The organism is Mycobacterium sp., from assembly GCF_050701675.1.
Taxonomy (GTDB): Bacteria; Actinomycetota; Actinomycetes; order Mycobacteriales; family Mycobacteriaceae; genus Mycobacterium.
This window is the reverse complement of the sequence record NZ_JBOGDD010000366.1, coordinates 1-6577: the sequence shown is the minus strand read 5'-3', so window position 1 is coordinate 6577 and position 6577 is coordinate 1. Positions and strand designations below refer to the sequence as shown.

The 6577-nt window shown below is 69.3% G+C and carries 7 protein-coding genes and 1 pseudogene; 2 read left to right on the top strand and 6 right to left on the bottom strand.

The annotated features are described in order from the left end of the window. Positions 1–247 precede the first annotated feature (247 nt). Both sftH and ACRDUX_RS10865 read left to right on the top strand, forming a co-directional pair. The gene (sftH, locus tag ACRDUX_RS10870; RefSeq protein ID WP_526413730.1) at positions 248–2587 is read left to right on the top strand and encodes a DNA 3'-5' helicase SftH; all 2340 of its coding nucleotides are present in this window, start codon (positions 248–250) and stop codon (positions 2585–2587) included. A 264-nt stretch (positions 2588–2851) separates the two neighbouring features. After that, entirely contained in the window at positions 2852–3913 is a 1062-nt protein-coding gene (locus ACRDUX_RS10865; RefSeq protein WP_526413728.1) for a PAS domain-containing protein, read from the top strand. Here ACRDUX_RS10865 and ACRDUX_RS10860 read toward each other — a convergent pair. From ACRDUX_RS10860 to ACRDUX_RS10835, 6 genes and pseudogenes are all read right to left on the bottom strand, one after another. Further along, on the bottom strand, positions 3910–4230 hold the full coding sequence (locus ACRDUX_RS10860; RefSeq protein ID WP_526413726.1) for an Rv3654c family TadE-like protein: 321 nt from the start codon (positions 4228–4230) through the stop codon (positions 3910–3912). The genes ACRDUX_RS10865 and ACRDUX_RS10860 overlap by 4 nt on opposite strands. Before the next feature lie 16 nt (positions 4231–4246). After that, on the bottom strand, positions 4247–4630 hold the full coding sequence (locus tag ACRDUX_RS10855) for a TadE family type IV pilus minor pilin (protein ID WP_526413724.1): 384 nt from the start codon (positions 4628–4630) through the stop codon (positions 4247–4249). After that, a complete protein-coding gene (locus tag ACRDUX_RS10850; protein WP_526413732.1) occupies positions 4627–4836 on the bottom strand; it encodes a DUF4244 domain-containing protein in 210 nt (69 codons plus the stop codon). Before ACRDUX_RS10850 ends, ACRDUX_RS10855 begins: the two co-directional genes overlap by 4 nt. A 62-nt stretch (positions 4837–4898) precedes the next feature. After that, positions 4899–5471 carry a type II secretion system F family protein gene (locus ACRDUX_RS10845; protein ID WP_526413722.1) on the bottom strand — a complete coding sequence of 191 codons (573 nt, stop codon included), beginning with the start codon at positions 5469–5471 and terminating at the stop codon, positions 4899–4901. Then, positions 5468–6253, bottom strand: coding sequence for a type II secretion system F family protein (locus ACRDUX_RS10840; RefSeq protein ID WP_526413720.1), 786 nt, complete (start codon positions 6251–6253; stop codon positions 5468–5470). The genes ACRDUX_RS10845 and ACRDUX_RS10840 overlap by 4 nt, the downstream gene beginning before the upstream one ends. Continuing rightward, positions 6250–6577 (bottom strand): annotated as a pseudogene (locus tag ACRDUX_RS10835) (TadA family conjugal transfer-associated ATPase); the annotation flags it as partial. The pseudogene ACRDUX_RS10835 and the gene ACRDUX_RS10840, both read right to left, overlap by 4 nt.

The following is a 6577-nucleotide window of genomic DNA, read 5'->3' as shown; positions in this document are numbered from 1 at the left end:
GTACCGGGCCCGTTCCGACCGCCAATCCTTCGTGGAGTCGCCGGAACTTGACCCGACCTACAACCCTCGCAGGAACCGCGATCGCAACGACGATCCTGCGAGTGCGAGAACACGAACACAGAAGCTGCGACCGCGATTAGTCAATCATGTTCAGAGCGCCTACAACAGTGTCGGCACGATCCGGTAGTTAACAATTCACCTGGGGACACGTCCCGGGAATCTCCCCGGAATTTGAGAACGGAAGCAGGTGAGCGGATCAGTGGCAGAGTCGGGATCTCTGTTCGGGCGCGAACTGCTGGCCCGTGCGCTGGAAGGCACTGCCCCCGACGAACATCCGCTGCGGCACGTCACCGATCTGCCCGCGCGCCGTGCCCAGGGCCGGCCGTGGCCGCAGTGGGCTCCCGACGAGGTGGTCGCGGCGTACGCGGAGCGCGGGATCACCGGATTGTGGTCACACCAGTTGGCGGCCGCGGAGTTGGCACATCAGGGTCGCCACGTGATGGTGTCGACCGGCACGGCGTCGGGCAAGTCGCTGGCCTATCAACTGCCGATCCTGGCGGCGATGTCGGAGAACCGCCAGGCCAGAGCGTTGTATCTGGCGCCGACCAAGGCGCTGGGCCACGATCAGCTGCGCGCCGCGCAGGCGCTCACCTCGGCGGCGGAGACGCTGCGCGACATCGCGCCGAGCGCCTACGACGGCGACGCCACCACCGAGATGCGGCGCTTCGCCAGGGAGCGGTCGCGGTGGATCTTCTCCAACCCCGACATGATCCATCTGTCGTTGCTGCGCAACCACGCTCGGTGGGCGGTGTTCCTGCGCAACCTCACCTACATCGTGGTCGACGAGTGTCATTACTACCGTGGCATCTTCGGGTCGAATGTGGCGATGGTGCTGCGTCGGCTGCTGCGCCTGTGCGAGCGGTATTCGGGGACTCCCACCGTCATCTTCGCCAGCGCCACAACGGCACTCCCGGGTGAGACCGCCGCAGAACTGATCGGCCAGACTGTCGTCCCCGTGACCGACGACGGGTCACCGCAGGGCGGGCGCACCATCGCCCTGTGGGAGCCGGCCCTGCTGGGGGATCTCGTCGGCGAGAACGGCGCCCCGGTGCGGCGATCGGCGGGCGCGGAGGCCGCGCGGGTGATGGCCGACCTGATGGCCGAGGGGGCACGCACCCTGACTTTCGTGCGTTCCCGGCGAGGTGCCGAGCTGACCGCACTCGCCGCGCGGGCCCGGCTCGAGGACATCGCGCCGCACATCGCCGACCGGGTCGCCTCCTACCGCGCCGGCTATCTCGCCGAGGATCGCCGCGAGCTGGAACACGCCCTGTCCGAGGGAGATCTGCGCGGGCTCGCCACCACGAACGCACTGGAACTCGGCGTCGACATCGCGGGACTGGACGCCGTCGTGCTGGCCGGCTTCCCCGGCACCGTCACGTCGTTCTGGCAGCAGGCCGGGCGCGCGGGTCGACGCGGTCAGAGCGCCCTGATCGTGCTCATCGCGAGGGACGATCCGCTGGACACCTTCCTGGTGCACCATCCGGCCGCGCTGCTGGACAGGCCGATCGAGCGCGTCGTCATCGATCCATCCAACCCCTACGTCCTTGGCCCCCAGTTGCTCTGCGCCGCGACGGAACTTCCCCTCACCACGAGCGAGGTGCGAACGTGGGGCGCCGAGGTCGTCGCCGACGCACTCGTCGACGACGGACTGCTGAGGCGGCGGCCTGCGGGCTACTTTCCCGCGCCAGGGCTGGATCCACACTCGGCCGTCGACATCCGCGGATCCTCCGGCGGGCAGATCGCGATCCTCGAGACCGGAACGGGCCGGATGCTCGGCAGCACGGGCGCGGGGCAGGCTCCGTCGTCGGTGCATCCCGGCGCGGTGTACCTGCACCAGGGTGAGAGCTACGTCGTCGACTCGCTGGACTTCGAGGACGGCATCGCCTTCGTGCGGGCCGACGATCCGGGCTACTCGACCTCGGCCAGGGAGATCACCGACGTCACCGTCACGGGTCCCGGCGAGCGACGAACCATCGGTTCCGTCACCGTGGGACTGGTGCCGGTATCGGTGAGCCACACGGTGATCGGCTACCTGCGTCGGCGACTCGACGGCGAGGTGATCGACTTCGTCGACCTGGAGATGCCCACCCAGACCCTCGACACGATGGCAGTCATGTGCACCATCGATCCGGAAGCCTTGCAGCGCAGCGGCATTGCCGACACACGGGTGCCCGGCTCATTGCACGCGGCCGAGCACGCGGCGATCGGGCTGCTTCCGCTGGTGGCCAGTTGCGACCGCGGCGACATCGGTGGCGTGTCGATGGCGGTGGGCCCCGAGTCGGGAACGCCGACGATCTTCGTCTACGACGGCTACCCGGGCGGCGCCGGGTTCTCCGACCGAGGCTTCCGTCAGCTCGCAACCTGGTGGGACGCAACGGCGGCGGCGATCGAGTCGTGTGAGTGCCCGGCGGGGTGCCCGTCGTGCGTGCAATCGCCCAAGTGCGGCAACGGCAATGATCCGCTCGACAAGGCGGGGGCCGTCCTGGTGCTGCGTCTGGTGCTCGACGAGCTGGCAAATCACCGCTGAGGAGTCCGTCCGTGACGGCGACCACCCCTCGACGGCCGCCTCCACGGACGAACGGCGAACACCACCGAAGTGGCGCGCCGATCATGCAGACGATCTCGAGGAACGGCCGGACAACGCGATCCGTTCTCAGTCCCGGACAACCCGGGCACAGCCCGGAAATTACCTCTTGACATGGGCCTGCGCAAGTCAGGTGGCATCACGACAACCGATTTCGGCGCGTGGTTCCCGAGATGTCGGCGTGCCGCCCGACGGTAAGATGCCGCCATGACCCCGGACTGGCTCCTCGTGGAGACGCTCGGCGCCGAACCGGCCGTGGTCGCACAGGGGAAGCAGACCAAGAATCTGGTCCCGATCAGCGCGTTCTTGCGGCGCAACCCCAACCTGATGGCGATTCAGACGGCCATCGGCGAGACCGTGCACGCGGGTAAGCCGCTCAGCAGCCTCACCCCCAAGAGCGACCGCGTGATTCGCACCGAGGTCGTCCGGATGACGGATGGGCGCATCCATGGCGTCCACGTCTGGATCGGACCACTCGACGAGGCGCCCCCGGACCGGCCGGTGCCTGGCCCACTCAAGTGGGATCTGACGAACGGGATCGCCACGGACACCCCGGAGTCGCTGTTCAACAGCGGCCTCGATCCCGCGGTCGAGTCGACGCAGGGGCGCGCGTTCGCCGAGGACCTTCCCACCCGCAACCTCAATCCGAGCGAAGCGAAGGTGCTTGCGGTGGCGATCAAGCCGGAGGCCGGCCGAACCTTCTGCAGCACCTGGGACGTCATCGATCACGCGGGCAAGCCCATCACCGTCGGCTTCGCCGCGCGTGTCCTCGAGGAGGCTGACGAAACCGGGCGCGATCGATTGATCTGCCGCGCCATGAACTGGCGAAGCATTCACGACGACTCCGCGTTGCCGCTGAACGATCTCGGTCAACGGATCCTCAACGGACTGGCTCGGCCCGGTGTCCATCGTGCCCTGGTCGACCTGAAGACGTGGAAGCTGCTGAAGTGGCTGGACGATCCGTGCCCGTTCTACGACTGGCACGCCCGCGAGGACGGCCTCACGATGATCCACCCCGACGATGAACTCGAAATGGCCTCGATGGCAACGGAGTTCGATTCCGGCGCCGCTTCGCGAGTGTTGCGGCTACGGGCAGTCGACGGCGGGTGGACGCCCATCCACGTCACGGCCCACCGGGTCGAGATCGACGACGACGTCTTCGCCGGACTGCTGTCCCTGCGCCTCCCGACCGAGGACGAGCTGACGGCGTCACCCCGCAAGACGACGCGCCGGGCCAAGGCCCGCGCCGAGAAGGCCGCGCGCTCCTAGCCGTCTGCGGGTCCGGCGCGGGCTTGGGCGTGCACCGCGTGGACTCCCCACCGCCCCAGGCGGATCGGCACCTCGACCGTCACGACGACGTCGAGACCCGCAACCGTGCACGACGACACAGAGGCACCCGTCGCCGCGGTGAGCGATCCCGCAGACGCGCACGCCGCCTCCCGACCGGATGCAACTCGGCCCGCCGCGGCCAGCGCGGCGAGGTCGGCGGCCGCCTGCGCACGGTGCCTGGCGATCACCGCCGAGCCGACGACGGCACCCGCCACGGTGAGAACGAGGAGCACCGTCATCACCCCGGCCGCCATCACGCTCGCCGAACCCCGCTCAGAGGCCGGGCTCCAGCGACGCAACGGATTCCGCGGCGATGGTGAGACCCGGTAGCAGGACCGATCGCGAGCTGACCCTCGCGACGACGAAGGCACCGTCGTGGCGCAGCGAAAGCGCCGCCCCGGCGGGTCCACCCCTGCGCACCGACTCGAAGGCGGCGGCCTCGTCGCCACGGGCCGCCAACCGCGCAGCCTCCCGCGCCGAGTCGACGCACCGCAGCTGCATGCCGACCGCGGCGAGCCCACCCACGCACAACACCAGGACCACCGCCAGCGCGGCGACCGCGAAGGCCGCCTCGACCGTGACACCACCGGACTCACCACCAACCCCCCGAGTCGCTGCGCTCCAGCCCGCCGAACGAATCGCCCGAGTCGCACTCACACGTTGGTGTTCAACGCCCGGGTGATGATGTTGGTCAGCGCACTCACGATCGAGTCGCCCGTGACCACCGTGTACAGAATGGCGCCGAACGCCGCCGCCGCAATCGTGCCGATCGCGTACTCGACGGTCGACATGCCGGACTCGTCCACCGCGAGCATCATCATCCCAGCCTGTATGCGGTGAAATCCGCGAAGAACGCTGCCCATCATCGTCATCAATCCCCATCCCTTCTGCTGAACTCGCGGCATCTCCGCCAGTCATGTCCTGCTCACCACACCCCCGACTGCAGTACGTCACCCGCCAGCCCGACTACCACCGGGACGATTCCCAGGCAGACGAAGGCGGGCAGGTAGCACACACCGAGTGGACCTGCGATGAGAACCGACGCGCGTTCGGCAGCGGCCCTCGCCGCGTCGGCGGCGTCCGAGCGCGACTGGTCGGCAAGCTCGGAGACCGCCTGTGCCAGAGCCGTTCCCGACACCGCCGATCGCCGCGCCAGCCTGCACAGCGCCTCCACGTGCGAGTCCTCCGGCGAGCCGACGTTCGACCAGGCCGTCACGGGATCGGCGCCAAGCGTCAGCAGATCCGCGGCGCGGTCAAGGACCTCGGCCAACGGCCGCGGTGAGAACGGGGCGGTCGCCCTCGCCGCCCCTGCCACCGCCATGCCGGAGGACAGGCAGGCTGCGAACACGTCGAGGCTCGACGCAACGGCAAGGGGATCATCGGCGGCGTCACCCGCCGGAAGACGCGTGACGGCAGGTACTTCCAGCTGTCTGCTCAGCCGGTTCCGGCCGCCGGAGACCAGCACCGCGATGGCCAGGAGCATCGCGGCGAGACTCATCCGATCACCTGACTGGTGATTCGGTCGGACCACCAGAGACCGGCACAGGCCAGTGTGACGCCGATCATCAGCAGCCATCCGCCCGCGCCATCGGAGAGCAGGAAGCGCACGGGCTCTGCGCCGATGAGCTGCCCCAACGCGACACCCAGAACCGGTAGGCCGGCCAGAATCGCGGCGGTGGCGCGCGCACCCGCCATCCCAGCGGCGACCGTGGAGGCGAAGCGTTCCCGCTCGACGATGTCTCGTTGGGCCGCCCGCACCAGCGCGACGATCGCCAACCCCTGCGTCTGCGCCAAGTGCCAGCACACCGACAACCGTTCCCAGTGCCCCGAAAGGGGCGATCGTCCAGCTACCGAACGCAATCCAGCGGCGACGTCCGCGCCAAGTCGAGCCCGTGCTGCAACCGCCCGCAACGAGGTCGCGACCGCACCGTCGACCTCGGCAGCGGCCGACTCGAACGCGACGACGGGGTGCGCTCCGACGCGCAACTCCCCCACCAGAACACTGAGTGCACCCTGCAGAGCCGCAGACTCCCTGGCCCGACGGGCCCTGCCCCTGGAACCTCTGCGGCGCATCGCAAACGTGGCCACGACCACGGCGCTCGCCACGGTGGCGGCAGGCGGGGCGACCAGGGCGAGGACCAGCGCACCCGCGACCGATGCGATGCGCAACCAGGCCCGCCGCGGTGCGCGCCTCGCCGGTCGCTGCGCGCCTAAACGGTGACTGGAGTGTCGCGGGGCGACCATCAGGGCCAGCGCCAACGCCACTGCCGCTACCATCACGCCCGGCCTCGCGCCGTCAGAAGTTCGTTCAAAGGTGCCATGCCGCAGTCGAATCCGCGATCGGCATGCCAAGCACTCGACGCGACCACCATTCCGTCGTCGCATCTGCGCAGGACGGCGATCTCTTCGAGCCTGCGCACCCCTGCGCGGTCCCTTCCGACGTGCAGGACGACGCGGACGGCGGCGGCCAGCTGGCTGTGCAGCGCCGAACGCCCCAGTCCGCCAACGGCTGCGAGCGCCTCGAGTCGCGCAGGCACTTCGGCCGGACTGTTGGCGTGCACCGTGCCAGCGCCGCCGTCATGACCCGTGTTGAGCGCCGCGAGC

Bases quoted from the DNA above. Each gene is read 5' to 3' on its own strand.
- ACRDUX_RS10850 (WP_526413732.1), bottom strand. From the start codon at position 4,836: ATGGGCAGCGTTCTTCGCGGATTTCACCGCATACAGGCTGGGATGATG.
- ACRDUX_RS10865 (WP_526413728.1), top strand. From the start codon at position 2,852: ATGACCCCGGACTGGCTCCTCGTGGAGACGCTCGGCGCCGAACCGGCC.
- ACRDUX_RS10845 (WP_526413722.1), bottom strand. From the start codon at position 5,471: ATGAGTCTCGCCGCGATGCTCCTGGCCATCGCGGTGCTGGTCTCCGGC.